The organism is Primorskyibacter sp. S187A (assembly GCF_049800955.1).
Lineage (GTDB): Bacteria > Pseudomonadota > Alphaproteobacteria > Rhodobacterales > Rhodobacteraceae > JAKVBH01.
Window position 1 is genome coordinate 73,162 of the sequence record NZ_JBNAGA010000004.1, and the last position, 24,721, is coordinate 97,882.

Below are 24,721 nucleotides of genomic sequence, written 5' to 3' on the forward strand. Positions count from 1 at the left end.
AGCCCAAGAGCAAAGCAACCGCACCGAGGCGCCATCGATGCGGGACCACTGCGGGAAGAAGAATTGCTGGCGACACTCGTCTATTCAGGAAAAAGTCCGGCGTGTCGCGCTGATGCTTGGCGGGTCACCGGAGCGGCCCGCAAGACAATGTCAGGCCGGTCTTCCCCCGTGGTCAGTGACCACTATCGTGTCGGTCACGCTGACGAAGAGCGGCGTGATGACATATTCGCCGCCTGCGTCTTCAGGTGCTGTTACGGCGACGATAGCCGAGGCCGGCGCTCCGTCCACGAAACAGGAGAAGAGCGCGAAGTTTTCGAAACGACCGGATGTCAGCGCCTCGAAGGCGCTGACGTGATCTCTGCGGATATTGGTGCTCATGCGACGATCCCTCCGGCTTTGCGGGCGCGCTCGGCATAGGCGCTGAGGGTGCCATCTGCCTTGAAGTGCAGATCCCGTTCGACGGGCAATCCTAGACGACCGCGGACGGCTCGAATTTCGCTGAGGCGTACTGAACCGATCTCGGGAAAGCCAAGCCCCAGGTCGCAGAGGCCGTGCGCGATATCCGGGTCTTCCGGATCGGTTTCGGAAAGCAGCCAGGTCGCCCCGGCATCGGGGGTGAAGAGTTTCACGACAGGTTCGAAGTCGAGGGTGTCTTCGCCTGCTTCAATGCGGTCCTGGTTGGTGCGCCCGTTCGCAGCGAGCTGGTCGAGGATGGATTGTGGCAGAAGGTCCATAAGGTTTCTCCTGGATGTCGGTGTGAAAAAGGCCGGGACGGCAGACACCGTCCCGGAGGACAGCTCATTCGACGAGGTCCGGGGCATCGCCCTGCCCGTCTGGCTTCGGCTCGAAGAGAACGAGCTGGCCGGTCACAGGCGTGGCGAAGAGCTGGATGGTGAGGAAGGATTTCGCGTCGGGCTTCTGGGGGAAGGCAACGCCGATCTTGTGGAAACGGGTCTTACCGTCCTTTCCTTCGTCGGGTGTGGTGACGGTGTAGTAGCGGGTCATGTCGATCTCCTCTCGTTTTCGATGCAAGAAGAGACCGGGACCGTCCGGACAGGCTGTCAGGCGGAACTTTGCTGCGCGAGGAATGGCCGCGTCAGCGGACAGGGGAAAGTTCTGCTTGAAGAGAGCAAGCCGCGCGCGCGACCGTCAGCCGGGCCAGGTTCCGGAGATTGCATTCGGAAGAAAACGCGAGGAGATCGACAGCTCGTCATCTTGGCACGGTACACCTGACTCCAGGTACGGTAGAGGCGCTAGCGAAGATGCATCGGAGCTAAACGACAGGCCGCGAGGCAAAGCCCAGGTAGAGCAGCATGCAGAACGCTGCTGCTCATTTTCTAAGGGTGCAGCTAGACGCTGTAGATTAGGCCACGATTCAAAATCTGATGGTGGCAAGTCCTTTTGGATGTCAGTAAGCCGCCGACACCACCAAAACTGCAAGCGGACCTTTGTCGGACATGCAGCTTACGGCTGGTTTGAGCCCTCAGGAGACCTCTCAAATTCTCGCTGCGCGCGCATGCAGCACGAAAGTTGCTGCGAGAGCGTGACGATTGGTGCCGCTTCACGGCGTGCAAGACTGCCGTTCATGCGGCGCGCAGTAACGCCGCTGCGCATCGTGTAGTGCAGCCATTCTTGCCAAGTGCCGCGAAGTATTGATCGGCATTAACCGGGTCGCGGGCCAAAGGCGACCTTCATCATTTGATAGCCGGTCCAAGAACTGGTGGCGAACGCGACTTTAACTCGGACTCATAGTCCTTAGTATTTCGTAGCGCGCGTATCAATTTGCCGGACCAGTTGCGAGTGACCAACAACAGTTTCGCGCCAATGGCTGCATCTGCGGCACCATCTCGGGCGATCAGTTCTATGCGATCGGCGACACCCTTGATCGCCGTCCGCGCCCCGATCCCGAAATTGTCGAGGCATCCGGCATCTGTATCCTCCGTTTTTCTAAAGTTAGCTGAGGACCACTTCACTGCAGGAGGAGCAGGATCATGAATCAACTTTGTATCGAGTATATTGCATAGTACCACCGCCACCAGTTTGTCTTGGGGCCAAGAGTCCGTAAGAAGGTGTGTGGTGTCTTGTATCCTCACTCCTCTCGCAGGAATGTTCGCCCTGGTGGAGCAGCGCCAATCACGTTTTCGCGCGGTTCCGGTTTGGCCAGATGCGGGTTCAGACGGTAGATCGCGTAGCTTATGCAGGCCACCACAGCCATGGTGGGGATCAGCACCGCGAACGCGACCAGCGTATCCGCAAAAAATGCGCCGATTGTGCCAACCAACACCCCTGCACCCATTTGCAGGAATCCCATCAGCGCTGCTGCCGCCCCGGCGATCCGGGGGAAGGGCGCCAGTGCGGCGGTGGACATTGCCGGCATCACGAAGGCGATACCGAAGGCGTAGATGCCCACCGGGACCATCACCCGGAAGGTTTTCGGGTCATCCGCCCAGAGAAGCAAGAAGATGAACAACGCCCCCAGGGCGATGGCACCCAGCCCGGGCCAGACCAGCCGGTATGCGCTGGTTCGTTTCATGACAGATCGTGCCACCAGTGCGCCCGAGAAGAACAGCCCCGATTGTAACAGCATCGCCAGGCCGAAGCTGCTGGGGCTCAGGCCGATCTGCCCCATCAAGATGAAGGGCAACAGTGTCGCCTGCGCATAGATTGCCCCGACCGAGCCCGCAACCGTCAGGCTCGCCGTCATGAAATTCCGGTTGCCAAGGAGCCGAAGGTAAGACCTGCCCAGGGCCGCCAGCCGCAGCGGTTGCGGCGCAGGCAGGGTTTCGCGCATCGCGACCTGCGCGACCAGCGCAACAGCAAGGCCGAAGAGGATCATCACCGCGAACACCGATTTCCACCCAACATGCAGCACGAGCAACCCGCCAATCGTCGGCGAAACCGCCGGGCCGACCGCAAGAATGATTCCGATCATGTTCATGATGCTGGACGATTCGTCGCCCTGGAAACAATCGCGTACGATAGCGCGCGAGATCGCCACCCCGGCAGACGCGCCAACCCCTTGGGCGAAGCGGGCAAAGGTCAGCGTCTCGATTGTCGGCGCCAGCAGCGCGCCCAGCGACGCTGCGCAGAAAATCGCCGCGAAGATCACCGTCACCGGACGGCGCCCGATCGCATCCGATAACGGCCCCGCGACCAGCTGGGAAATAGCGAAACCTGCGAAATAGAGCGTCAGGGTCAGTTTCACGATGCTATTGGTGGACTCGTACGCTGCAACCACGCCCGGCATCGCCGGCGTATAGAGCGCCATGGCAATCGGACCAATCGCGACCATCAACCCGCCGATCAGGCTGACCCGCTGCGCGGTCATTAGCGGCACCGATACGAATTCGGTGGGTCTGTTCATATCGTCTCCAGTTCTGCGATGCCGCCCGTGCCGGCAGCTACATGCACCGGATCGGGCCAGCGGGCCACTTGGCCCGCTGGCCTCTCTCCCATTAGCAATGCCCAACCGCGTGACCGGACTTGAAAAACGTCCGGGATCCCGACCAGAGAGAACGGGGATTCCCTCACCGCCGCGCGATTGTCACAGTTTTTCGTTCAGTTCCGGCACGGCGTCGAAGAGGTCGGCGACCAGTCCGTAGTCGGCAACCTGGAAGATCGGCGCCTCTTCGTCCTTGTTGATCGCAACGATGATCTTCGAATCCTTCATGCCAGCAAGGTGCTGGATCGCGCCGGAGATACCAACCGCAACATAAAGGTCCGGGGCAACAACCTTGCCGGTCTGACCCACCTGCCAGTCGTTCGGTGCATAGCCGGAGTCGACCGCCGCACGCGACGCGCCAACGGCTGCACCAAGCTTGTCAGCCAGCGCTTCGATGATCTTGAAGTCCTCTTCCGAACCGACCCCACGACCACCGGAGACAACCACACCGGCGGAGGTGAGTTCCGGACGATCGCTTTCGGCAACCTTGTCCTCAACCCAGCTCGACAGGCCCGGATCAGCCGCGGCGGAAACGGTTTCAACCGGGGCTGCGCCAACTTCACCAGCGGCGTCGAAGGTCGAAGTCCGGAAGGTCACAACCTTTTTCGCGTCCGAGGATTTCACCGTCTGGATCGCGTTGCCAGCGTAGATCGGGCGTTCAAACGTGTCGGCATCAACCACGCCGGAGGCGTCGGAGATCACCATCACGTCGAGAAGCGCCGCAACCCGGGGCATCACGTTCTTGGCGTCGGTGGTGGCCGGGGCAACGATGTGGTCATAGTCACCCGCCAGCGAAACGATCAGCGCCGCGGTCGATTCCGCCAGGCGGTGGCCCAGCGAGGCGTCTTCGGCGACCAGCACCTTCGACACGCCGTCGATCTTGGCGGCAGCTTCGCCTGCGGCCGAAGCCGAGGCGCCTGCGCAAAGCGCGGTCACATCACCGAGTTTCGCAGCAGCCGTCACGGCCTTTGCGGTTGCGTCGAGCGCCAATTCACCACCGGTGACTTCTGCGAGAAGAAGAACAGCCATTACACAGCCCCCGCTTCTTTGAGTTTCGCGACCAGCTCATCCACGGAGCCGACGATTTCGCCGGCCTTGCGGGCCTCGGGTTCAGTGGTCGATACGATCGACAGGCGCGGCGAGACATCGACGCCGTAATCGGCGGCGGTTTTCTCGTCCAGCGGCTTTTTCTTTGCCTTCATGATGTTCGGCAAGCTCGCGTAGCGCGGCTCGTTCAGGCGCAGGTCCACGGTCACGATGGTCGGCATCTTGACCGAGATCGTCTGCAACCCGCCATCAACCTCGCGGGTGACCTTGGCGTTGTCGCCCTCGATGTCGACCTCGGAGGCAAAGGTTGCCTGCGACCAGCCGAGCAGCGCCGACAGCATCTGGCCGGTGGCGTTCATGTCGTTGTCGATCGCCTGCTTGCCGCAGAGAACGAGGTCCGGCTGCTCTTCCTCGACAACCTTGGCGAGGATCTTGGCCACCGCCAGCGGTTCGATGTCGGTGTGCACGTCATCGGCAGCCACCACAAGGATCGCCCGATCCGCACCCATTGCAAGCGCGGTCCGCAGGGTTTCCTGGGCCTGCTTGACACCGATGGAGACCGCAACGACCTCTTCAGCCTTTCCAGCTTCCTTCAGGCGGATCGCCTCTTCGACGGCGATTTCGTCGAAGGGGTTCATCGACATTTTGACATTGGCGAGATCGACACTGCTGCCATCCGCTTTGACACGGACTTTCACGTTATAGTCGATCACGCGTTTGACAGGTACGAGCACCTTCATTGGCATGGTCTCCGAGTTGTTGTTTGGAATTAATAAAACGCCTGAAGGCCGGTGATTGCGCGCCCGAGGATCAGCGCGTGGACATCGTGGGTGCCTTCATAGGTGTTCACGGTTTCAAGGTTCAGCATGTGCCGAATGACGTGAAATTCTTCGGATATACCGTTGCCGCCATGCATGTCGCGGGCGTGGCGCGCTATATCGAGCGCCTTGCCGCAGTTGTTGCGCTTGATCAGTGAGATCATTTCGGGCGCGGCGCGGCCCTCATCCATCAATCGACCGACACGCAGCGCGGCCTGCAATCCAAACGAAATATCCGTTTGCATATCGGCAAGCTTCTTCTGGAAAAGCTGTGTCTGGGCCAGCGGTTTGTTGAACTGCTTGCGGTCAAGACCGTATTGTCGCGCGGCATGAAAACAGTATTCTGCCGCCCCCAACACGCCCCAGGCGATGCCGTATCGCGCGCGATTAAGGCAACCAAACGGGCCTTTCAGACCTTCGACACCGGGCAAAAGGGCATCCTCGCCGACGGCCACGTCCTTCATCACAATTTCGCCCGTTGTCGATGCCCGTAGGGAAAGCTTGCCACCAATTTTCGGCGCGGACAGGCCCTCCATCCCCTTCTCAAGGACGAACCCGCGGATCTTGCCGCCATGAGCGTCGGATTTGGCCCAGACAACGAATACATCCGCGAAGGGGGAGTTGGAGATCCACATTTTGGAGCCATTGAGGACATAACCTTCGGCCGTTTTTCTGGCGGTGGTTTTCATCCCGGCCGGGTCCGAACCCGCATCAGGTTCAGTCAGGCCGAAACAGCCGATATATTCGCCCGATACCAGCTTTGGCAGGTACTTCTTGCGCTGTTCTTCCGACCCGTAGGCGTAGATCGGGTACATGACCAGCGACGATTGCACTGACATCATCGAGCGATAGCCACTGTCCACCCGTTCAATTTCGCGCGCGATCAGCCCGTAGGTGACGTAAGACGCACCCAACCCGCCGTATTCTTCGGGAATGGTGACGCCAAGCAGGCCCGCCTCGCCCATTTCGCGGAATACGCCGGGGTCGTCACTTTCCTCGCTATAGGCCTTCATTACGCGGGGTTGCAGCCGGTCCTGGGCAAAGTCGTGGGCTGCGTCGCGCAGCATGCGCTCATCCTGATCCAGCTGGTCCTCGATTCGGAACGCGTCAGCCCAATCGAAGGGGCCGAGGCCGGGGCCGTTCATGTCTTTTGCCATCTCAGTCATTCCTTTGTTGCGGGTTGGGCCAGCTGTTCCGCGAAAACGGAAGCCAGCTTTTGTTTCAGTATCTTGCCAGTCGGGGCGGCCGGAAGTTCGGTTGTCAGGATGATGCGGGAAGGGCGCTTGTAGCCCGTGAGCCGCTTGGCGACAAAAGCGGCAAGCGCGTCCTGGTCCAGCGTCGCCGGATCTGCGCATTGAACGAATGCAAGGATTTCCTCGTCGCCGTCCGTGACATTGCCTATCACCGCTGACTGAATCACATCGGGATGGTCGTTCAGCGCGGCCTCGACCTCGGGCGGGTAGACGTTGAACCCACCGCGAATGATGAGTTCCTTGCAACGCCCGACAACGTGCAGATTGCCGACCTCGTCGATCTTTCCTAGATCACCGGTTCGAAGCCATCCGTCTGCATCAATCGTGCGGGCGGTTTCCGCCGGATTTCGGAAATACCCCTTCATGACCTGCGGCCCGCGCACGAGAATTTCACCAGCATCGGGATCGCCTGCGGCACTTACCGAAGCGTCAAGCCGGATTTCGGTCTCAGGCAACGGAAAGCCCGCGCTGATATCGGGTGAACCGATGGAATTGCGAGTACCGCAGACACCTGCAGTGCTTTCCGTCATGCCATAGCCGTTTTGCAGGGGCAGACCATAAAAGGCCTCGGCCTTGCGTTTCCATGCCGGGTCCAGCGGGGCGGCTCCGGAGGAAACATAGCGCAGATTGCTGTTTTCCAGGCGCGAAAGCCCCTGATCCCTGGCGTATTGCATAAGCAGCGCGTGCATTTGCGGCACTGCCGGAAGGATGGTCGCCTTGTCCATCAGTGCCGCATAAAGCGCATCAGGACGGAACCGGGGTTCAAGCTGGATGGTTGCGCCGATACCGCTGGCGGCCATCAGCATGGATGCAAGCCCGAAAACATGGGTCAACGGCAGCACGCCGTAAATCCTGTCGTCCTGTCTCATGCCGCGCAACTCGGTCGAGGCCCAGCCCGCATAGCGCAGGTTGGTATGGGTCAGCATCACGCCCTTGGGATCGCCCGTCGTGCCGGTCGTGTAGAGAAGAACGGCGGTTTCGTCCGGGCCGTCTGCGACCTGTTCCGGTGCGCTGGTCCCCGTGACGGCGATGGCGAAACTTCCAAAAGATGTTTCCTGCGTGCCCGCGTTTGCGGTCGCAGCATGTGCCGCCGCTTCCTTGGACGCTTCGGTCGTGAAAACGGTAACGCACGGCGTTGCATGGGTCATCACGCGGGCAATTTCGGCTGCGGTCATCCGTGCATTGATTGGCAGCGCATAGGCCCCGACGGTGCTAGCGGCAAAGATGAAAGCGGCAGTGGTGATGCAGTTTTCTGCCACAATCGCGACGCGGTCGCCTGGCTGCACGCCCCGGTTTTGCAACAGGGCTGCAGCTTCGGTGATCGCGGCCTGGTATTCGGTATATGTGACCTGATGGCCGCTGCCATCTATCAGCGCAATCGCATCGGGATAGGCACGCGCGCTGTCCTCGACAAGATGATGTATCCGGAAGCTGTATTCGGTCATGACACCAGCACCTCTGGGCGTTGCGTTGCAAGGGGTTGGGGACGCAGGCGCGCCAGGGCGACACCTGCCTCTTGTTCCAGCTGGGCGACAATGTCTGCCAGCGGGGCGATGCCGTTGGTTAGGCCCAGAGCCTGCCCTGCGGACAACATCCCGCGCGACACATCGCCGGTCTCATAAGCCTTGCGGCCAATTGCGCCAGACACATAAGGCATCAATTCGGCAATGCCGACATCGGGGTTATCAACCTCAAGCTGCCGTACGATCTCCGTCGTTTCGTTGGTGAGGGTGCGGATGGTGTTGCGCACGCTGCTCATCGTCAATGTCGTGTCACGTTCATTGGCCGTCACCAGGGCCTGCTTGTACTGCGGGTGCGCCGAGATTTCTTCGGACACCAGAAAACGCGTGCCGATCACGACACCCGAAGCGCCGGAGGCCAAGGCCGAGACGATCTGACTGCCGGCACCGATGCCACCGCCAATCAGGAAAGGGATGTCGAGCCGACGCTCGGCGAGCGCTTGGTTGACCATGCTGCCGATCAGATCGAGCCCGGGATGGCCGCCGCATTCCGCACCGACGATGGAGACCATGTCGACCCCAACCTCCTGCGCCTTCACGGCGTAGCGCACGCTTGGAACCTTGTGCAGCACTTTGATGCCCGCGTCGTTGAGGATCGGCAGGAAGGCCTCGGGATTGCGGCCCGAGGTTTCGACAAAACGCACGCCCTCATCTGCGATCAGGCGGAAAGTGTCCGCGATCCTCTCACCTTCGACCAGTTTGGGCAGCATGGACACGTTGACACCAAACGTGCGATCACCGCAAAGTTCCCGACATTTCGCGATCTCCGCGCGCAGGTCGTTTGGGTCGGGAAAGCTGGCCGCCGTGATGAAGGACATGATGCCCGCATTGGCGCCGGCAGCGACATAGGGCGCATTTGAAAGCCACATCAGACCACCCGCGACGATGGGCAGGCGGCACCCAAATGTACGTGTAACAGCGGTTTTGAAGGTCGGATCTGTCATTTGGAGGCTCGTGCTTTGGCAAAGTCCGGACGGCGCTTTTCGAGGAATGCGGCGATGCCTTCGGCGGCTTCGGCGGCAGCAATGGCATCAGCCATCGAATCGCGTTCAGCATTCATCTGATCCAACCGGGATGACGTATGTGCGCTGTTGACTAGCGCTTTGATGCGGCCTTGCGCGTGCGTTGGTCCAGCGCCCAACCGGCCGGCCAGCGCAAGTGCCGCCGGCAGCACGTTGCTCGCCGGTTCGATCTGCGAGATTGCGCCGAGACCGAAAAGGCGTTCCGCCGTCATCGGCTCCCCGAGCAGCGCCATGCGCATCAACAGCTCGCGCGGCAGATGGGCGGCCAATGTGCTGGTCAGGCCACCGTCGGGGACAAGTCCCGCCTTGACATAGGCGACGGTGAAAGTCGCATCCCGGTCGGCCACGATCATGTCACAGGCAAAGGCAAGCGAGACCCCGGCACCAGCCGCGCCTCCTTCGACGGCGGCGATCACCGGTTTCGGGCAGTTCATCACCGCGCGGATCACGTCATGCAGTTCTTCAATGCGGGCGACACGCTGATCTCGGGGCATGTCCCGGCGGGTCGCCAGCTGACCAAGATCGCCACCGGCGCAGAAATAGCCGCCTTCGCTGCGCAGGATGACCGAGGTGATGCGAGGCTCTCTCGTCGCAAGGTCCATTGAATCGACCAATACGCGATATAGTTCCGGCGACAAGGCGTTGCGCTTTCTAGTGTTCGAATTGACGACGATCAGGCGGTCGCCATGATCTTCGCAACGGGCAAGCTGTTGCATCACTGACCACCCCTCTTCGGTACGGTCAACTGGTCCGGCGGCACGCGTTTGAACACACCCGTTGCCGTGGCGATGAGCCAATCCGATCCGTCGCGCAATTCCCCTTTGGCGAACACCAGTGCGCGGCCACCGCCGACAATCTGACCGGTTGCGATCAATTCCGATTGGCCGGTTGCCGGGGCGATGAACTGGGTCGAAAGCGAGATGGTGAGGAATGGTGCGCGGCCGCATGGGTCGACCGACAGGCTGGCGGTCGCTCCCATCGCGCTGTCCAGCATTGTCGCGGCGATGCCGCCGTGCAGGACACCGTGTCGGTTGAGATGCAGATCCGTCATCGACAAGGTACAACGTGCGCGCATGTCCGGTTGCCCCACGTCAAGGACATAACCCATCAGGCGCTGCGCGCCGGTTTCGTTTTCGATCAGATCGCCGGGCACCATAGTTCAAGCCACTGCCAGCGCGATAAAGCGTTCAAGATGATGGATCGCGTCACCAAAGCGGTGATCGACCATGATCAGCCGTTTTGCGAGATGCCCCAACTCGTACTCGTCGGTCATGCCGATGCCGCCGTGCATCTGAATGCTCTCTTCGGCAACGAGTTTCGCGACATTGCCGATCAGGTTCTTGGTTGCGCTGACATGCTTATCGCGAATGTCCGTTGGTTCGTCGACGTGCCCTGCCAGGTTGATGACAGCGGACCGCGCCTGTTCGATTTCGATCAGAACGTCGGCCATCCGGTGCTGCAGCGCCTGGAACTTGCCGATGGGTTTGCCGAATTGCTTGCGGGTCTTCAGGTAATCTGTCGTCAGCTCCCGGATGCTCTCCATCAGGCCAAGTGCCTCGGCGCTGATGGCAAGCGTGGCGCGGGCGTGAATGCGGGTGATTTCGTCATACGCCGCACCTTCGGGGCCGATCAGGGCGTCGGCGCCAAGCTTGACGTCTTCCAGCAGGACCTCGGCTGCGCGCCCGCCGGAGACAAGCGGGTAGCTGCGCAACGACATGGCAGGGGCGTCGGCCGGAACAAGGAACAGGCTGATGCCGGATTTGGCCGCTGCATCGCCGCTGGACCGGGCGCTGACCAGGATGTGGTCCGCCGCCGGGGCATTGACCACGACGGACTTACGCCCGTTCAGCACATGGCTGTCACCGTCACGGGTCGCATTGGTTTCGACACGCGACATGTCATAGCGGCTGGACGGCTCGCTGTGGGCAAAGGCTAGCTGGGTCGTGCCTGCGATGGTGTCTGCGATCATCTGCTTCTGATCGTCGTTACCAAGCGCGGCGATCAGCCCACCGCCAAGGATGGCAGTGTCCAGCAGGGGATCGACCGCGCCGACGCGGCCCAGTTCCTCGAACACCAGCGCGATATCGAACCCGGCCCCGGCGAAACCGCCGTCGTCTTCGGAAAACAGCGCGCCGATGACACCCATTTCCGCAAGCCCGTTCCAGACATCGGCAGAAAATCCGCTTTCGGCCTCTGTAAGTTCGGCCCTCAAGGCAGGGGTGTAGGTGTCCCGCAGGAAACGGCGCAGGCCGTCCTGCAACATCTGGCGTTCTTCTGTCAGTTCAAAATTCATGTTCTGTCCCTTACAGTTCCAGAATGGCCTTGCTGATGATTGTGCGCTGGACCTCATTCGATCCGCCATAAATCGACAGCTTGCGGTTGTTCAGATATTGCGCGGTGGCTGAAGCGGCGTAATCGGGGCCGACGGGTTGCTGGTTGCTGCCGTCCTCCAGCGCTTCGGAGGCGAAGGGCATCGCGTAGGGGCCAACGGCGGAACGGGTCAGCGCGTTGATTTCCTGACGGATGATCGTGCCCTTGATTTTCAGCATCGAACTTTCGGCGCCAGGCGCCTGCCCTGCCGCGGCCTTCGAGACAACGCGCAGGTTGGTAGTGGACATCGCCATCAGGTCGATTTCGAGCCGCGCGATACGCGCCGCGAAATGGGGGTTCTCGATCAGCGGGCGACCGCTGGCCTGTTCGGCTCGGGCAATGCGCTTCAGGTTCTCAAGTCCAGCGTTGGCAAAGCCGACACCCGCAATATTGGTGCGCTCGTGGGTCAGCAGGTACTTGGCATAGGTCCACCCCTTGTTTTCCTCACCCACCAGGTTTTCGACGGGAACCTTCACATCGTCGAAAAAGACCTCGTTCACTTCAGGTTCGCCGTCGATCAGGATGATCGGGCGAACCTTGATGCCGGGGCTGTCCATGTCGATCAGAAGGAAGGAAATGCCTTCCTGCGGCTTGCCCTCTTTCGAGGTGCGCACAAGGCAGAAAATCATGTTGGCGTGCTGGCCCAGCGTCGTCCAGGTCTTCTGACCGTTGACGATATAGTGGTCGTCATTGCGTTCCGCCGTTGTGCGGACAGACGCCAGATCTGAACCCGCGCCGGGTTCGGAATATCCCTGGCACCACCAGTCGTCGCCATTGAGGATGCGCGGCAGGTAGTGTTCCTGCTGCTCCTTCGAGCCGAATTGCTGCAACACCGGGCCGAGCATCGCGAGACCGAAGGGCAAGATGCGCGGCGCGGAGGCCTTGGTCATCTCGTCCTCGAAGATATGCCGCTCGACCGCGTTCCAGCCTGCGCCGCCGAATTTCTTAGGCCAGTTCCCTGCAAGCCAACCCTTTTCATTGAGGATCGCGTGCCATTTCTCGTGATCCGCCTTGGTAAGGGTCTGACCGCGCTTCACCTTGTCGGACAGTCGGGAGGGAAGTTTTTCGGCCAGAAAGCTGCGCACCTCGTCGCGAAACGCCTTCTGTTCATCCGTGTAGTTCAGATCCATTGCGCGTTCCTATTCAGTAGATTTCAAACAGACCGGCGGCACCCTGGCCGCCACCGATGCACATCGTCGCGACGCCCAGTTTCGCGCCACGGCGACCGCCCTCGGCCATCAGATGCCCGGTCATCCGCGCGCCGGTCATGCCGAACGGGTGCCCAACCGCGATGGAGCCGCCATCGACGTTGCAGATGTCATTGTCGATGCCGAGCGTATCCCGACAGTAGATCGCCTGGCTCGCAAAGGCTTCGTTCAGTTCCCAGAGGTCGATATCATCGACTTTCAGCCCCTGCCGTTCCAGCAAACGGGGGACGGCGAAGACCGGGCCGATGCCCATCTCGTCCGGCTCGCATCCGGCAACGGCGAGGCCGCGGAAGGCACCAAGCGGGGTTATGCCAAGTCGCTCCGCCTCTTTCTCGTCCATCATCACCAGCGCCGCCGCGCCATCGCTGAGCTGCGATGCGTTCCCGGCGGTGATGAATTGATCAGGGCCGCGCACCGGGTCAAGTTTTTGCAACCCCTCCAACGTGGTCGAAGGGCGGTTGCATTCGTCCTGTGAGATGGTGATTTCGACCTCCGAAACCTCGCCGGTTTCCTTGTCTTTCTTCGCCATGGTGACAGTGATCGGGGTAAGCTCCTGATCAAACCGTCCGGCGTCCTGCGCCGCCGCCGTGCGTTGTTGGCTTTGCAAGCCGAGTTCGTCCTGCGCCTCGCGACTGACATTGTAGCGTTTGGCGACGATATCGGCGGTTTCGATCATCGGCAGGTAGAGGTCGGGCTTGTGGCTTTCGATCCACGTTTCGCGTGAATGACGCACCGGGGGTTGCACCATCGAAATGCTTTCAACGCCACCGACCAGCACCGCCTTTGCGCCTTCGCTGTCGATCATGTGGGCGCCCATAGCGACCGCCTGCAGCCCGCTGGCGCAGAACCGGTTGACGGTGGTGCCCGCGATGCTGACCGGCAGGCCCGCGCGGATCACGATCTGGCGTGCGATATTGCCGCCGGTGACGTATTCCGGATAGCCGCAGCCCCAGATGCTGTCTTCGATCAGGGCCGGGTCGATCCCGGCGCGCTTGACGGCCTCTGCCGCGGCGTGTCCACCCATTGTCGCGCCATGGGTGATATTGAACGCGCCACGCCCGGCCTTTCCGATCGGTGTGCGGGCGATGGATACGATAACGGCTTTGGACATAGGTTTATTCCTTTCCGGCCTTGTTCAGGTTGTCAAAGTTGCGGCCTTCGGCCACCAGCTTTTCCAGCAGCGGCGCGGGGGTCCAGAAATGATCGTCGGTTTCGGCGAATGTGCGGATGTCGGCGAGAATGCTGTCGAGGCCACGCATATCGGCATATTTCATCGGCCCGCCGCGCCAGCGCGGAAAGCCGTAGCCATAGAGAAACACGACATCCACATCGAGCGGGCGCTGCGCGATGCCGGCTTCCACCACGCGCGCGCCTTCGTTGACCATCGCGGCCATGTAGCGGCGCACGATCTCGTCATCGGTGAAGGTGCGGGTGCTGGTGCCGGCCTCCTTGCGGGCCTGCGCGATGATTTGCTCGACCTCGGGGTCGGGTTGCCCTTTGCGATCGCCCTTTTCGTAGATGTAATAGCCGTGACCGGTTTTCTGCCCCAGCCAGCCTTTGTGGTAAAGCGCATCGGCGAAGGCCGGGTAGCGGTCACGCGGGTGGGCGTCCGCCGCCTTGCGCTGGCGGGTGGCGTAGCCAATATCGAGCCCGGCAAGATCCGAGACCTGATAGGGACCCATGGCAAAGCCGAAATCGGTCAGCGCCTTGTCGATCTGATAGGGGCTTGCCCCGTCCAGCACCAAATGATCGGCCGCCGTGCGGTAGTGCGACAAGATGCGGTTGCCGATGAAACCATCGCAGACACCGGCACGCACGCCGGTCTTGCGGAGTTTCTTCGCCAGCGCAAAGGCGGTGGACACCACGTCCGGCGCGGTCTTGCCGGCGACAACCACCTCCAGCAGCTTCATGATATGCGCGGGAGAGAAGAAGTGCAGGCCGATCACATCCTCGGGCCGCGAAGTCGAGGCGGCGATTTCGTCTACGTCGAGGTATGAGGTATTGGTCGCCAGGATCGCACCGCGCGGTAGGATTTCGTCGAGCTTGGCGAACACTTCCTTTTTCACATCCATGCTTTCAAACACGGCTTCGATGGCCAGATCGACGTCGGACAAGGCGTCGTAGTCGGTGACGGTCGTGAGGGCGTCATTGAGGATCGCGTCACGCCGTTCGGCATTCAGCTTGCCGCGTTTCACGGCGGCGTCGAGGTTGCTTGCAATGGTCGTGCGGGCTTTGTCGGCGGCCTCAGAGTCCCGCTCCACCAACGTCACCGCCAGGCCGTTCAGCACCGCCGAAGTGGCAATACCGGCCCCCATCGTGCCGCCGCCGATGACGCCGATACGCGTGAAGTCACGGGGCGCGATACCGGCGATTTCCGGCAGTTTCGCCACGGCGCGTTCGGCAAAGAAGGCGTGGATGAGCCCGGCGCGCTGGGGAGTGTCCATCAGATGCAGGAACAAGCGGCGTTCCTCCTTCAACCCTTCGGCAAAGGACTTCTGGACCGATGCTTCCACCGCATCGACTGCAACCAGCGGGGCCACTTCGCCACGCGACGATTTCTGCAGCTTCGCGCGCCATTGCTGAATGACGCCCTCACTGTCCGTGGCGCGGGGCAAACCGCTGATTGGTCGTGCCGGGGCATTGTCGGACAGCAGCGATTGCGCATAGTCGATTGCGGCTTCGCGAATATCAACGCCTTCGCAGATTTGATCGATCAACCCGGACTGGAGTGCTTCAGCTTCGGTCACAGGGGTGCCGCTGGTGATCATTTTCAGCGCTGTGTCAGCACCAACGAGGCGCGGCATACGCTGTGTCCCGCCCGCGCCGGGCATGATGCCCAGCTTGACCTCGGGCAGACCCAGCCGCGTGCCGGGAGCCGCGATGCGGTAATGCGCCCCAAGGGCAACTTCAAGCCCGCCGCCCAATGCCATGCCGTGAATGGCAGCGACGACAGGTTTTGCAGATTGTTCTATCTGGAGGATCACGTCGGGCAGGCTGGGGCTTTGTGGTGGCTTGCCGAATTCGGAAATGTCAGCGCCGCCAATGAGCATCCGACCAGCCCCAATGATGACGGCAATATCGGCCGACTCGTCGGTCTGAAAGCGGCCGAAAGCGTCTGACAGACCGCTGCGGATGACCCGGGACAGCGCGTTGACCGGGGGATTGTCGACGGTCACCACCGCCACCCGGCCAACAGTTTCGTAGGATACCGACGCCATCATTTCACCTTTCGTTGATTCACTGGATTGATAAGGGATCACACTATAAATTTCAATATGCAGTAGTGAATTCTACTATGCGGTATTTTCCTAACTTACAGGTCACGATATGCTTGGGACACGCCGAGACCCATCATCCGCTCAAGTTCCTGGACTGTTTCGCGCAGTTTCGGCCCGACATCCGTGCGCATGCGGGGCACCGAGAGGACCTCAGGCAAAGCGCCACAGGTGAAAATCACAGGCTCGCTCAAGTCGCGAGAGTAGAACGGAGTGGCAACCGCGTGAATATTGGCTGCAAAATACTCGCCAGGGTCGGTGACGACGAAGCCTGTTGTCACTAGCTGATTGTGCGCAACGCGCCGAATCTCTTCCGCACGATCCCGGGTCACCCCGCGATCACCGTCTGCCGCTGTCAAAATCTCATCAAACCCTTCTTCGGAGGTTGAGGCGAGCAGCGCATGGCCGGACGAGGTGCCGTTGAACGGCAAACGATGCCCGACCTCCAGCCAGAGGGAGGCAACCCCACGAGGGCGCCATGTCTTGACGATCAGCAGCTTGCCCCCGTCGCGGACCAACAACAGGGCAAGTGTGCCCGTTTCATCCGCCAGCCGCTGCATCAGCGGTGATGAAAGATCGACAAAAGAGATCGATGCGCTGGCCATATTGCCAAGCGCCAACAGCGCAGGGCCGGGGCGATATCGGTCATGGCGCCGCGCATGGGTGAGATAGCCGAGCTTCTGCAAGGTGAAAGTCAGGCGGGAAACGGTGGATTTCGGTATGCCTGTACGCTCCGAGATTTCCGCATTGCCCAAGCCGTCATCGGATGGCCTGAACGCCCGCAGCACGCTTAAGCCCCGCGCAAGAGTGGTTGCGAACCTTCTGTCTGTCTCAATCTCGTTGGGCGTGACGTTCCTCAACATTTTGGGGCCCCTTATCACATCGAATTCGGGATCAGCAGCGAAATGACCGGGAAGGCCATGATCAGGATCAGAACAATCACGTCAACCGTCAAAAACCGCAGGATACCCGAGAAGATCTTGTCGATCGAAACTTCTTTGCCCACCACGTTGGCAATGACAAATACGTTCAGCCCAACCGGTGGTGTGATCAGCCCGATCTCAAGCAGTTTGATGACAACCACCCCGAACCAGATCAAATCGAACCCGTAGGTTTCCACCAGCGGGATCATCAGCGGCAGGGTCAGCACCATGATGCCGATCGGATCAAGAAACATTCCAAGCACCAGATAGATCACCGCGATGGCCGCCAGCAGCAAGACGGCAGAAAGCTGTGCCTCAGTCACGGCACTGACGATGGCGGGCGCGACCCCGGTCAGGGCGACAAAGGCCACAAAGATCTTGGCAGCGGCGGCGATCAGGAAAATACTGGCCGTCTGGACGCAGGTCTCGCGCAAGGAGTCAATCAGCCCGCGCAGATCAAGCTTGCCCTGCGCAAAGCCAATGGCGACAGCGGCCGACACACAGATCGCAGCTGCTTCGGTTGCCGTGAAGAAACCACCATAGATGCCGCCGACAATAATCACGAACAGGCTGATGGCTGGCCAGGATTCGAACGCAGCCCGGCCGCGATCCCGCATCGAGATCTGGCCTTCGAACCTGGGCGCGGCTTCGGGTGTCCGGCGAACCCATACAAAGATGACCAGAACGAAACCAAGCAGTGAGATGATCCCGGGCAGGATGCCCGCAAGGAACAGCGCGCTGATCGAGGTTTCGGTGAAGATACCGTAGATGATGAATAGGACGGAGGGCGGAATGAGGGACCCAAGTGTCCCGCCCGCCGCGACGCTGGCGGTCGCAAGCCGCTTGTCGTAGCCCATGCGCAGCATCTCCGGCGAGCAGATGCGGCCCATGGTCGATGCACAAGCGATGGAGGATCCGGTGATGGCAGAGAACCCGCCGCAGCCCACAACCGAGGCCATCGCGACACCGCCCGGCACGCTCGCCAGCCAGACCCGGGCGGCATGATATATTTTCGTCGTAATCTCAGCCCGATAGGCGATGTGACCAAGTGCGATGAACAACGGGATCATCGACAGATCGTAAGAATGGATCAGGTCGAAAGAGTTGGAGAACACCAGCGAGGTCGTAGGCTTTAGCGCCCGCTCCGGTGCAAAGGCTCCGGTGCGAAACGCAAAGACCACAAAGGTTCCCACCGTGGCGACACCGGCAAGCGCAAATGCAATGGGCACCCGTACCGCAAGCAAACCGATGACTGATGCGAAGGCGACGATGCCAATTAAGGTGCCGTCCATCAGACGCTCTCCTCATGTTCATGTGTCGGTTTGATCACACTGCCGCCGCTGCGGATCGTGCGGATGTCGCCGATCACCATCAGCAGCAGCCGAAGCCAGCAAAATGAAATTCCGATCAGAAAAATCACCCGGCCTGGCCATTTTGGCAGGTTTAGCTGACCGAAGAAAAAAGCACCGCTCTCAATGGTGTGGACGGTCTCTCGCCAGCCAGCAAAGATCAGGGGTGACAGGGCGAAAAGCCCGAATATGCTCCCACCGACGATCAGCCAGTCTTGCACACGGGTTGGCATTTTGTTGCTGAGAAACTCGACTACAATATGTGCCCGCTCCAACGTCGCCACGGCCAGGGGAAGGACGATGGCGGCGACCATCAACTCGCGAACGATCACGATTGTGTCGGGGATACCGGAATTGACGGTGATCCGCAGAAGCACGCTTGCCGTGATCAACACACCAAGGCCGATTACGGCAAATACAGCCAAGTCGAGCAGCAGCCTTTCGATGCGACGCAACATCGGTCAACTCCGTTGAGATTGGGGACATTGAAGTACCGCGGCGCCGGTCTTGCGCCGCGGGCAGACATGCGACCGATATCAGTTGCGCGCCCAGGGATAGCCCTGGCTGTCACGCTCACCGGCATATTTTTCTAGCAAGGCACGGTATTGCTCCAACAGCGAAACCCCGTCGAGACCTGCTGCATTGGCGCGCTCGACCCATTCATCGACATATTGCTGGCCTTTCTGCACAAGCTTGTCGCGCTCTTCCGCGGGCAGGTCGATGACCTCGATACCGGCCTCCTGCATGGTCTGGACCGCGGCATCATTGGCCGCGGTGATCAGTTCACCCAGCTTGTCGGCCATCGCAATGCCGGCCTCGGACAGCGCGGATTGCGTCTCAGCGTCGAGCGCATCATGGGCGTCCTTGTTCATGAAAATGCCCAAGGCGCCAACCTGCCCCCAGTTGAGCAGGGTATAGCTGGTCATGACCTCCTGCTGTTTCAGCGCGGTTACCGCGTAGGAGTAGCCCTGCGAGCAGTCCAGCAACCCGGTATCGAGACCCTGATAGGCATCGTAGATCGGCATTGCGACCATGTTTGCACCAAAGTCCCGGAAAGTGTCGCCATAGGCACCGACACCACGGATCTTCAGGCCCGAGATATCCTCGACCGTGCGAATTGCCACGTCCTTGCACGCGATATTCACAGCCGAGGTTGTGAAGGTGCCGATGTATACCAGGTTCTGGTCTGCCAGGCTGGCCGCGATCGCGTCAGATGTCCTCATCAACTCGTCCGTCGCGCGCATTCCGACCCAGGCATCCTCATTGCGCATAGGCAGGTCGGCGAAGCTGTAGCTCAGCATTTCCTGCGGGAAATACACTGCGATCACTGTGCCGAGGTCAGCCACCCCGTCAGCAATGGATTGTGCAGCCGCATTGGCCTTAAACAGCGCGCCCCCCCATTGAATGTCAATATTGACTTCGCCGTTGGTACGGGCCGTTACGTCGTCGGCAAAGGACTGCAATGCTGCGGCCCGGGCGCCCCGATTCGGACCGGCCTCTCCCAGAATCAGCGTGGTTTCGGCACTCGCGATTGTCGCGGCTGCCAAGCAGAGTGCAGTAGCGGTGGAAGCTAGCAGGGGTTTCATTAGGTCTCCTCCCTAAATTCTACTATGCGGTTTTGATTTCCAATTATGCGAACAATAGTGTAAATTGCTCCAACGAGTCAAGCTTAGTGTTTTTCTGCCGTGAACCGTGGCCAGGACACCCGTCTCGAGGGTGACAATGAACAGCGGCTGCATGTTCAAAATCGCCCCAAATTATGCGAACGTTAGTTTGCCAAACTCAGCTATGGGCCCGCAGAAATCCCCGTGGCGCTCAGCAGTCGCACATTCGGTTAAGCACACCCGCTGCGATATCAACGTTCACGTTGCCTTCTAAGTTCCAAGATCTCGCGCAGATCGGGCGGATTTGCCGATGCCCAGCATATTGGGTTCCCGGCGCTTCCCGATGGGGTCGTGAAAAAATCTATTCTGCTGGTGGGTTTAGTCAAACGTGAACACCGCAATGCATCAATGTGGCAGCGGCGGAAGACGTGTTGCATGTGCAATCGGTTTCTGCATGAGCGAGAGCTGTACGGGCCAACGGCAGCAAGGTACGCGCCTCGGTGCTTGTGATCAGACGCAGAGAAACAGCGGTTTGAAATCCAGTGAGATCAGTACGGGTGAATGCCCGGTTCGGTGAAATCTTCTGCATCGCCGAATTTTTCGCGCTGCAAGGGCGAAGACTTTCTGCGCAAGCATTGGCGACACGGGCAAAAGGCGGCTGTGTCCCGCATTGCCGCCACCGATTATTGGCGCGATGAAGGTTCGGAACCGTCACCTGCGAACCCTTAGGCAGGTCTGTTTTGAGACCACCTAAGCGACTGCCTCGTCCTGATCCGGTTGCAGACCTTGCAGAAAATCCACTGCACGCTGCGCATGGGCCGCGGCCTGGAAGATGTATCGCGTGTCGCTCCGAAGACCACGAAGCCAATGATCGATATAGGCGGCATGCTCCGCGCGCGGTTCCGGCGACAATCCCAGATCGGCGGCCAGAAACGCAGCGCCCAGTTCCGCGACAAGCTCCTCTTGCGCATAGCCTTCATCGCCCCAACGCTTTCGACCGAAACTCCGGTCCAGGCGATCGGGATGGCGGGTCCAGTGGGTGATCTCGTGACCGAGTGTGGCGTAGTAGCTCTCAGGGTCTTGGAAAGTCTCGAAGGGCGGCATCTGCACGTAGTCCAGATCAACGGCGTAATAGGCTTGAGTTCCCCCGTGACGAATGTCGGCCCCCGTGGCTCCAAAGAAGGAGTCTGTAGCCGCATCGCGCTCGACTGTGTCGAGTATCGGCTCCGGGACGGCATAGAACGCCTCGGGAAGGCCCTCGATCTGGTCGACGTTGAAGACCGTGTAGCCCTTCATGAAGGGGATCGCGACCTCACGGTCCTGACCGGCGGCGTCAGTATCGGTCTTGCGAAAGGTGTCTGCATAAACGACCAGCTCGCCCTTTGCGCCCTTGCGCACCTGGCCGCCGAGTTCCAGCGCCTGACGATAGGTCATCCAGGTCGGCGCGGCGAAGCCCTTGGCGACCGAGGCGGCCCAGAGCAGGACGATGTTGAGACCGCGATAGGCGACCCCGTTGTGCCGCAAGGGTCGGGAAATCCGCCCTGCAAGGTGTTCGGCGTTCCAGGGCTTGTGCCAGGGTTGGGTCCCGGCTTCGAGATCGGCGATGATCTTCGCGGTGACGCGGGTGTAGATGTCGGGTCGTTTTGCCATGATGTCCTCCTTTCGGCAGATCCCTCGTGCGGGACGCGGAAAGGCAGGACGGACGCCGTGAGCCGACGGCGCATGGTCAACACGGGGGAGCGTCCGCGACCGGCGCGGGCAGGCCATTGCGCTGGCGGCGGCGTCTGTCAGGCCCGCGCTCCCCTGCTCGCACGGGGGACCTGACGGGAGGCGCAGCTGGCAGGCGGGTCGAGGATTGATCAGCCCCCGTGTCATCGGGGCTTGGGCCGCGGATTGGTCGGGAACCCAGGCGGAGACGCGCTCCTAGAGCGCGCGCAGCCGGTCGATTACGGCCGACAGCGGCATGGCACGCAGCCCGCCTTGCCCCGGCACGTCGCGGGTCTCGGCATAGACCAGAAGCCGCTCCGCCACGTCGAGATCGTCAGCGGCGATATGGAACCCGCGGGTGACCTTGGGACTGGTCGTACGTTTGACCTCAATGGCCCAAAGCGCCCCGCCGGGCAGTTTCAGGATCAGGTCGATCTCGGCCCCGGCCGAGGAGCGGTAGAAACTGGCTTCCGTGCCACGCGGGGCCGCCGCGATCAGGTTTTCGATGCAGAAGCCTTCCCAGGAGCCGCCGACCACCGGATGACCGAGCAGCGCCTCGGACGTCTCGATCCCCAAGAGCGCGTGGGTCAGGCCCGCATCGCGGATGTAGACCTTGGGCGATTTCACGAGCCGCTTGCCGGTATTCGCGTGCCAGGGCGGGAGCCGTCGCACCAGCATCAGATCCACCAGCAGATCGAGATAGCGCGCAATGCTTTGGCCAGAGACGCCGAGGCCCGCCGCCAGCTTCGCCGCATTCAAGAGCCCGCCCTGCTCATGGGCCAGCATGGTCCAGAACCGCCGCAGGGTTTCGGCCGGGATGCGCAGGCCGAAGCTCGGGATGTCGCGTTCGAGATAGGTGCGAATGAAATCCTCGCGCCAGGTCAGGCTGGCCCGGTCCGATTGGGCGAGAAAGCTGTCGGGAAAGCCGCCGCGCAGCCAGAGCCTCTGCAAGGCCCCCTGCCCCACTTCATCCAGCGTGAACGGCGTCAGTTCGTGATAGCTGACCCGGCCTGCCAGCGATTCCGCGCTTTGCTGCAGCAACGTATTGGAGGCCGACCCCAGGAGCAGGAATTGCCCGGTGCGGTGCCCGGCCCGGCGACGCCGGTCGATCTGCCCCCGAAGGGCACCGAACAGCCCCGGCATCAGCTGCACCTCGTCGATGACCACCAGCTTGCCCATCTGCGCGTCGAGATAGAGATCGGGCTCCTCGAGGATCTGCCGGTCCGCGGTCCGCTCCATGTCGAGATAGATCGCCTCGCGGGTTTCTGCGATATCCTGGGCCAGCGTGGTCTTGCCGACCTGACGCGGCCCGAGAAGGACGACCCCCGCCTGGACATCGAGGGCGTCTTCGACCCGTTTGAGGTGATTGCGCACGATCATACCTTGCATTTATTCCATCTCATGGAAGATTTGCAAGGTTTTCGAAAAGCAAAGCCCGGTCTCACGCCGCCATCTCGCTCAGCCGACCGAAGAAACTGCGCTCGAGATGCAGCTCCCCTGCCCCGGCCTTTTCGACCATGCCCCGCAGATATCCGCCCGGCGAGTTGACCTCGCCTGAATGGACCTTCTCGAAGACCAAGGCAAATGCAGCCGCAGCGGCGGGTTTGCCCATCTGCTCCTGTGCGGCGACCCAGGCATGTTCTGAAATGCCGATCATTGGCCGCAATTCACCGGCGACCCGCACGAAATCGCGCCAATCGCGGATGTAGCCACCCAGATTGCGCCCCCAGGAAGTGAATTCCGGGCAGGCTTGCAATATCGTTCCCAACTCGATCCCGACCTGCGGTTTGTTCGCCTCCCCTGCCCCACTGTCCGATGCGGTCCGTGCCACAGGCGCTGGCTGTGCCGGTCCGGGCGGTTCGGCCGCCGCTTCCTCATTTTCTGAGGAATTACGAATTACAGGATGAAGTTGTTTTGTAATTGGTATGTGAGGTCCGGAAATGACCTCCCTGGGGTCCATATTTTCCATTTCCTTGGTCATCTCGGTACTTTGATCCACAGGTTTTGCCTCCCGCAGAAACACCTTCTCGACCCGCGACAACAGGTCGGCGAAGCGATTTGCCAGTCGCTGAAGCATGTCGGCCGTCGCACGCGGGCCTGGAAGGCAGGCCAGAAGCGCCTCAAAGGCCTGTTGCAGGCGCCGGAGCCCCGGCATGTGTTCCTGGCGCTCGAGGACCGCCTCGAGGCGCGCCCGGATACTGCGCCGGGCAATTGTGATCTGACGCCGCAAACGCTGACAGAGCGCGCGCTCCGCTGCCAGATCGGCCGCCAGTGCCTCGAACTCCGCGGCCCGGGCGCTCAAGGGGGCGAGATCGAACCCGTAGGCCTCGAGAATCACACCATCGGCATCGCGGCGGCCCCAGCGTTTGCCATTCGGGCTGTCCCGGAAGGTGATCACACCGACCTCCGCCAGGCGCCGGGCGTGGCGTTTGAGCGTCGACAGGGAAAACCCGGTCCGCTCCATCAGATAGGCGTTCGACGCCCAGACGATGGGCCGTCGCCCCTCTTCCCAATCCTGGGGCTGGGTAAAGGCCGCAAGCGTATCGAGCAGCAGAAGATCCGCCGCTTTCAGCCCGATATGGGCCCCCACACGTTTCGCCGCGACGACACTGCGTGTCTTGGCAATGGAAATCTGTTCACCGTCTCGAGCCAGCTGATCCGCGGTCCCGAGAGCCGGCGTCGGCTTGCGCCAACCGCTCTGTGTCATGCCTGTATCTCACCTCCGATTTTGTGGAGGCAAAAGATTCCCGTGCGCCAAAACGACGTTCTTTCGTTGACAGTGATTCGCGGGAGCGGTATCCAGAAGGTGTCTAATCTATTTGGATAAGCTCTCGGGCCGGATCGGCTTGGGGGCTTTTCTTTTGCCTCAGGTCATGATGTCGATGTCTCCTCCGATTGAGACAGATACTCCGCATAGAGCTGGTCGAGGTTCTCCGAGAGAAACTCTCCAAAGCCTGCGGAATCCTTGGATGTCAGCGAGATGGTATAGGCGCGGCCCGCGCGTCCGATGACGCCCTTGATCCGGCCCTCTCCGGCGGTCCAGGTGCGCTTGGCCGGGGTGGCTTTCGCCGCCCGGCGCCGGGGTGCCCTGCCCGCCTCGGTCACCTTGCTGTGCAGAATTTCGAACTTTGTGTCGCTGTCGAGCTGGTCAAACCCCTCCGTGGCCAGGATACGGTCGGCCAC

General features: G+C 61.0%; 22 protein-coding genes and 1 pseudogene. All 23 read right to left on the minus strand.

Features of this window, described 5'->3' with window-relative positions; all coding sequences use genetic code 11:
* Positions 1–150: 150 nt before the first annotated feature.
* Complete coding sequence (locus ACP15S_RS19690) at positions 151–378, minus strand: hypothetical protein (RefSeq protein ID WP_425041368.1); 228 nt, start codon at positions 376–378, stop codon at positions 151–153.
* Complete coding sequence (locus tag ACP15S_RS19695) at positions 375–734, minus strand: DUF2958 domain-containing protein (protein WP_227364339.1); 360 nt, start codon at positions 732–734, stop codon at positions 375–377. The genes ACP15S_RS19690 and ACP15S_RS19695 overlap by 4 nt, the downstream gene beginning before the upstream one ends.
* A gap of 64 nt (positions 735–798) precedes the next feature.
* Complete coding sequence (locus tag ACP15S_RS19700) at positions 799–1,005, minus strand: hypothetical protein (RefSeq protein WP_249994673.1); 207 nt, start codon at positions 1,003–1,005, stop codon at positions 799–801.
* A 1,084-nt stretch (positions 1,006–2,089) separates the two neighbouring features.
* The gene (locus tag ACP15S_RS19705; protein WP_055296265.1) at positions 2,090–3,364 is read right to left on the minus strand and encodes a multidrug effflux MFS transporter; all 1,275 of its coding nucleotides are present in this window, start codon (positions 3,362–3,364) and stop codon (positions 2,090–2,092) included.
* Between the two features lie 180 nt (positions 3,365–3,544).
* Positions 3,545–4,471 carry an electron transfer flavoprotein subunit alpha/FixB family protein gene (locus ACP15S_RS19710; protein ID WP_055296266.1) on the minus strand — a complete coding sequence of 309 codons (927 nt, stop codon included), beginning with the start codon at positions 4,469–4,471 and terminating at the stop codon, positions 3,545–3,547.
* Complete coding sequence (locus ACP15S_RS19715) at positions 4,471–5,229, minus strand: electron transfer flavoprotein subunit beta/FixA family protein (protein WP_055296267.1); 759 nt, start codon at positions 5,227–5,229, stop codon at positions 4,471–4,473. The genes ACP15S_RS19710 and ACP15S_RS19715 overlap by 1 nt, the downstream gene beginning before the upstream one ends.
* Before the next feature lie 29 nt (positions 5,230–5,258).
* Entirely contained in the window at positions 5,259–6,464 is a 1,206-nt protein-coding gene (locus ACP15S_RS19720) for an acyl-CoA dehydrogenase (protein ID WP_408647828.1), read from the minus strand.
* A gap of 5 nt (positions 6,465–6,469) precedes the next feature.
* Entirely contained in the window at positions 6,470–8,005 is a 1,536-nt protein-coding gene (locus tag ACP15S_RS19725) for a class I adenylate-forming enzyme family protein (RefSeq protein WP_197918514.1), read from the minus strand.
* Positions 8,002–9,024: an NAD(P)H-dependent flavin oxidoreductase gene (locus tag ACP15S_RS19730; RefSeq protein ID WP_055296270.1), complete on the minus strand. Its 1,023-nt coding sequence runs from the start codon at positions 9,022–9,024 to the stop codon at positions 8,002–8,004. Before ACP15S_RS19730 ends, ACP15S_RS19725 begins: the two co-directional genes overlap by 4 nt.
* A complete protein-coding gene (locus ACP15S_RS19735) occupies positions 9,021–9,818 on the minus strand; it encodes an oxepin-CoA hydrolase, alternative type (protein ID WP_055296271.1) in 798 nt (265 codons plus the stop codon). The genes ACP15S_RS19730 and ACP15S_RS19735 overlap by 4 nt, the downstream gene beginning before the upstream one ends.
* Entirely contained in the window at positions 9,818–10,258 is a 441-nt protein-coding gene (locus ACP15S_RS19740) for a PaaI family thioesterase (RefSeq protein WP_055296272.1), read from the minus strand. Before ACP15S_RS19740 ends, ACP15S_RS19735 begins: the two co-directional genes overlap by 1 nt.
* A 3-nt stretch (positions 10,259–10,261) precedes the next feature.
* Positions 10,262–11,395 (minus strand): acyl-CoA dehydrogenase family protein, encoded by a 1,134-nt coding sequence (locus ACP15S_RS19745; RefSeq protein ID WP_055296273.1) that lies wholly within the window; start codon positions 11,393–11,395, stop codon positions 10,262–10,264.
* Positions 11,396–11,405: 10 nt separating this feature from the next.
* Positions 11,406–12,602 carry an acyl-CoA dehydrogenase family protein gene (locus tag ACP15S_RS19750; RefSeq protein WP_055296274.1) on the minus strand — a complete coding sequence of 399 codons (1,197 nt, stop codon included), beginning with the start codon at positions 12,600–12,602 and terminating at the stop codon, positions 11,406–11,408.
* Positions 12,603–12,615: 13 nt separating this feature from the next.
* A complete protein-coding gene (locus ACP15S_RS19755) occupies positions 12,616–13,791 on the minus strand; it encodes an acetyl-CoA C-acyltransferase (RefSeq protein ID WP_197918517.1) in 1,176 nt (391 codons plus the stop codon).
* A gap of 4 nt (positions 13,792–13,795) precedes the next feature.
* Positions 13,796–15,901, minus strand: coding sequence for a 3-hydroxyacyl-CoA dehydrogenase NAD-binding domain-containing protein (locus ACP15S_RS19760; RefSeq protein ID WP_055296276.1), 2,106 nt, complete (start codon positions 15,899–15,901; stop codon positions 13,796–13,798).
* A gap of 92 nt (positions 15,902–15,993) precedes the next feature.
* Complete coding sequence (locus tag ACP15S_RS19765; RefSeq protein WP_055296277.1) at positions 15,994–16,818, minus strand: IclR family transcriptional regulator; 825 nt, start codon at positions 16,816–16,818, stop codon at positions 15,994–15,996.
* A gap of 14 nt (positions 16,819–16,832) precedes the next feature.
* On the minus strand, positions 16,833–18,170 hold the full coding sequence (locus ACP15S_RS19770) for a TRAP transporter large permease (protein ID WP_055296278.1): 1,338 nt from the start codon (positions 18,168–18,170) through the stop codon (positions 16,833–16,835).
* On the minus strand, positions 18,170–18,685 hold the full coding sequence (locus tag ACP15S_RS19775; protein WP_055296279.1) for a TRAP transporter small permease: 516 nt from the start codon (positions 18,683–18,685) through the stop codon (positions 18,170–18,172). The genes ACP15S_RS19770 and ACP15S_RS19775 overlap by 1 nt, the downstream gene beginning before the upstream one ends.
* A gap of 78 nt (positions 18,686–18,763) precedes the next feature.
* Positions 18,764–19,813 (minus strand): C4-dicarboxylate TRAP transporter substrate-binding protein, encoded by a 1,050-nt coding sequence (locus ACP15S_RS19780; protein WP_055296280.1) that lies wholly within the window; start codon positions 19,811–19,813, stop codon positions 18,764–18,766.
* A 768-nt stretch (positions 19,814–20,581) separates the two neighbouring features.
* Entirely contained in the window at positions 20,582–21,481 is a 900-nt protein-coding gene (locus ACP15S_RS19785) for an ArdC family protein (protein WP_425041369.1), read from the minus strand.
* A gap of 273 nt (positions 21,482–21,754) precedes the next feature.
* Positions 21,755–22,918, minus strand: coding sequence for an ATP-binding protein (locus tag ACP15S_RS19790; protein WP_425041378.1), 1,164 nt, complete (start codon positions 22,916–22,918; stop codon positions 21,755–21,757).
* Between the two features lie 61 nt (positions 22,919–22,979).
* Entirely contained in the window at positions 22,980–24,245 is a 1,266-nt protein-coding gene (gene repC / locus ACP15S_RS19795) for a plasmid replication protein RepC (protein ID WP_425041370.1), read from the minus strand.
* Between the two features lie 164 nt (positions 24,246–24,409).
* Positions 24,410–24,721 (minus strand): annotated as a pseudogene (locus ACP15S_RS19800) (plasmid partitioning protein RepB); the annotation flags it as partial.

What these genes read in the sequence shown, in the direction of transcription:
- ACP15S_RS19690 (WP_425041368.1), bottom strand. Translation starts at nt 378, where the DNA reads ATGAGCACCAATATCCGCAGAGATCACGTCAGCGCCTTCGAGGCGCTG.
- ACP15S_RS19695 (WP_227364339.1), bottom strand. Translation starts at nt 734, where the DNA reads ATGGACCTTCTGCCACAATCCATCCTCGACCAGCTCGCTGCGAACGGG.
- ACP15S_RS19700 (WP_249994673.1), bottom strand. Translation starts at nt 1,005, where the DNA reads ATGACCCGCTACTACACCGTCACCACACCCGACGAAGGAAAGGACGGT.
- ACP15S_RS19705 (WP_055296265.1), bottom strand. Translation starts at nt 3,364, where the DNA reads ATGAACAGACCCACCGAATTCGTATCGGTGCCGCTAATGACCGCGCAG.
- ACP15S_RS19710 (WP_055296266.1), bottom strand. Translation starts at nt 4,471, where the DNA reads ATGGCTGTTCTTCTTCTCGCAGAAGTCACCGGTGGTGAATTGGCGCTC.
- ACP15S_RS19715 (WP_055296267.1), bottom strand. Translation starts at nt 5,229, where the DNA reads ATGAAGGTGCTCGTACCTGTCAAACGCGTGATCGACTATAACGTGAAA.
- ACP15S_RS19720 (WP_408647828.1), bottom strand. Translation starts at nt 6,464, where the DNA reads ATGGCAAAAGACATGAACGGCCCCGGCCTCGGCCCCTTCGATTGGGCT.
- ACP15S_RS19725 (WP_197918514.1), bottom strand. Translation starts at nt 8,005, where the DNA reads ATGACCGAATACAGCTTCCGGATACATCATCTTGTCGAGGACAGCGCG.
- ACP15S_RS19730 (WP_055296270.1), bottom strand. Translation starts at nt 9,024, where the DNA reads ATGACAGATCCGACCTTCAAAACCGCTGTTACACGTACATTTGGGTGC.
- ACP15S_RS19735 (WP_055296271.1), bottom strand. Translation starts at nt 9,818, where the DNA reads ATGCAACAGCTTGCCCGTTGCGAAGATCATGGCGACCGCCTGATCGTC.
- ACP15S_RS19740 (WP_055296272.1), bottom strand. Translation starts at nt 10,258, where the DNA reads ATGGTGCCCGGCGATCTGATCGAAAACGAAACCGGCGCGCAGCGCCTG.
- ACP15S_RS19745 (WP_055296273.1), bottom strand. Translation starts at nt 11,395, where the DNA reads ATGAATTTTGAACTGACAGAAGAACGCCAGATGTTGCAGGACGGCCTG.
- ACP15S_RS19750 (WP_055296274.1), bottom strand. Translation starts at nt 12,602, where the DNA reads ATGGATCTGAACTACACGGATGAACAGAAGGCGTTTCGCGACGAGGTG.
- ACP15S_RS19755 (WP_197918517.1), bottom strand. Translation starts at nt 13,791, where the DNA reads ATGTCCAAAGCCGTTATCGTATCCATCGCCCGCACACCGATCGGAAAG.
- ACP15S_RS19760 (WP_055296276.1), bottom strand. Translation starts at nt 15,901, where the DNA reads ATGATGGCGTCGGTATCCTACGAAACTGTTGGCCGGGTGGCGGTGGTG.
- ACP15S_RS19765 (WP_055296277.1), bottom strand. Translation starts at nt 16,818, where the DNA reads ATGTTGAGGAACGTCACGCCCAACGAGATTGAGACAGACAGAAGGTTC.
- ACP15S_RS19770 (WP_055296278.1), bottom strand. Translation starts at nt 18,170, where the DNA reads ATGGACGGCACCTTAATTGGCATCGTCGCCTTCGCATCAGTCATCGGT.
- ACP15S_RS19775 (WP_055296279.1), bottom strand. Translation starts at nt 18,685, where the DNA reads ATGTTGCGTCGCATCGAAAGGCTGCTGCTCGACTTGGCTGTATTTGCC.
- ACP15S_RS19780 (WP_055296280.1), bottom strand. Translation starts at nt 19,813, where the DNA reads ATGAAACCCCTGCTAGCTTCCACCGCTACTGCACTCTGCTTGGCAGCC.
- ACP15S_RS19785 (WP_425041369.1), bottom strand. Translation starts at nt 21,481, where the DNA reads ATGGCAAAACGACCCGACATCTACACCCGCGTCACCGCGAAGATCATC.
- ACP15S_RS19790 (WP_425041378.1), bottom strand. Translation starts at nt 22,918, where the DNA reads ATGATCGTGCGCAATCACCTCAAACGGGTCGAAGACGCCCTCGATGTC.
- repC (WP_425041370.1), bottom strand. Translation starts at nt 24,245, where the DNA reads ATGACACAGAGCGGTTGGCGCAAGCCGACGCCGGCTCTCGGGACCGCG.